Annotated in this window: 1 protein-coding gene; it reads left to right on the top strand. The window is 53.4% G+C overall.

Annotated elements, in window-relative coordinates; all coding sequences use genetic code 11:
- Positions 1-127: 127 nt before the first annotated feature.
- On the top strand, positions 128-1,753 hold the full coding sequence (gene hopAB1, locus ALO64_RS25320) for a type III secretion system effector protein HopAB1 (protein ID WP_044345880.1): 1,626 nt from the start codon (positions 128-130) through the stop codon (positions 1,751-1,753).
- Positions 1,754-1,946 lie beyond the last annotated feature (193 nt).

The raw sequence follows: 1,946 nt of genomic DNA, 5'->3' as shown, positions 1-1,946 counted from the left end.
TTGTCCGTTTTCTCTATCGACCCCATATGCATCAGTAGTGGAACCATTTATGTCCGATCGCCAACTCATGTCCAATTGCCGAAGCCGGAACAGTTCGCAACCATGAGATCAGGATTGGAGAGTCTATATGCCGGGTATCAACGGAGCAGGACCATCAAATTTTTTTTGGCAGTGGCGCACAGACGGCGAGCCAGTAACTGAGCGCGAACATGACTCCAGTCGCAGTGCCAGCTCGGCGAACAGTCCGGAGTTGCCGCCGCCCGCATCTCCTGCGGAATCCGGACGCCAGAGGTTGCTACGATCCAGCGCGTTGTCGCGGCAAACCAGAGAATGGCTGGAGGCAACGCCTGCCCGTGTCCAAGGCGCCAATCCGCCCGCAGAAGCCAGGCAGTCGCCTGAGGCACAACAGGCAGAGCGCATCGTTCAGGAGTTGGTCAGGAGAGGCGCTGATCTTAATAATGTTCGCACCATGCTCAGAAATGTAATGGATAACAACGCCGTAGCTTTTTCTCGAGTCGAACGGGATATCTTGCTTCAACATTTTCCTAACATGCCTATGACTGGAATCAGCAGCGACTCGGTGCTCGCTAACGAGCTCCGGCAGAGGCTTCGTCAAACGGTCCGCCAACAAAGAGCTTTGGTACAATCGTCAACGCCTGCCCGCCTCGCAGACTCATCATCAGGAAGCAGCCAGCGTTCGTTAATTGGGCGGTCCACTATGTTGATGACACCGGGCCGAAGCTCGTCTTCGAGCGCGGCGGCTTCTAGAACATCGGTCGACAGGCATCCTCAAGGCCTGGACCTGGAATCAGCACGCCTCGCCAGTGCTGCGAGGCATAATCATAGTGCCAACCAGACTAACGAAGCACTGCGCAGATTGACTCAAGAGGGAGTGGACATGGAGCGCCTGCGCACCTCTCTTGGTCGCTATATAATGTCGCTTGAACCGCTACCCCCAGATTTGAGGCGCGCGTTAGAAAGTGTAGGCATTAATCCCTTTATACCAGAGGAGTTGAGCTTGGTGGATCACCCCGTGTTGAACTTCAGTGCTGCGCTGAACCGCATGCTCGCTTCGCGTCAGACCACTACGAACAGTCCGGAATTGCCGCCGCTCGCATCTTCTGCGGAATCCGGACGCCGGAGGCTGCTACGTTCCCCACCGTTGTTGCCTGGCCAAAGAGAATGGATTGAGCAGAACATGCGGCAAGGAGCAGAGCCTCAATCCTCACGCCTCAATAGGGCTGTAAGATTGGCGGTGATGCCACCGCAGAAGGAAAATGAAGATAATGTGGCTTACGCAATACGCTTGCGTAGACTGAACCCGGATGCGGATGTAAGTAGGGTAGTTGCATCCTTTATAACTGACCCGGCGGCTCGACAGCAAGTTGTGGATGATATCCGCGCAGCCTTGGATATAGCTCCACAATTTAGTCAATTGCGTACAATCTCGAAGGCAGATGCTGAATCTGAAGAGTTGGGTTTCAGAGATGCGGCAGATCACCCCGACAACGCGACGTCCTGCCTTTTTGGTGAAGAATTGTCACTGAGTAATCCGGATCAGCAGGTAATCGGTCTAGCGGTTAATCCGACGGATAAGCCGCAGCCTTACAGCCAAGAGGTAAACAAGGCTCTTACATTCATGGATATGAAAAAACTTGCCCAATACCTGGCAGACAAGCCCGAGCATCCGCTGAACAGACAAAGGCTTGATGCCAAAAATATCGCTAAGTACGCTTTTAAAATTGTTCCATGATCGTCAGCGTTTTTCAAGAGAGCATCGGTCGCCAAGGCGAAATCCGTGATCGGACCACTGAGGGTCAACATTACCGTATTGCCGACCTGCATTTGCTTGCGGCGGTCATCAACGGTACATCTCGGTCGTGCGGTCACAGAGCGGCGAAATGAAGGGCTTGATGCATAGGAATTTCAAAATGCCTATGCATCAA

This window comes from Pseudomonas meliae, assembly GCF_001400515.1.
GTDB classification, from domain to species: Bacteria; Pseudomonadota; Gammaproteobacteria; order Pseudomonadales; family Pseudomonadaceae; genus Aquipseudomonas; species Aquipseudomonas amygdali.
This window is presented reverse-complemented; position numbering and strand designations above follow the sequence as displayed.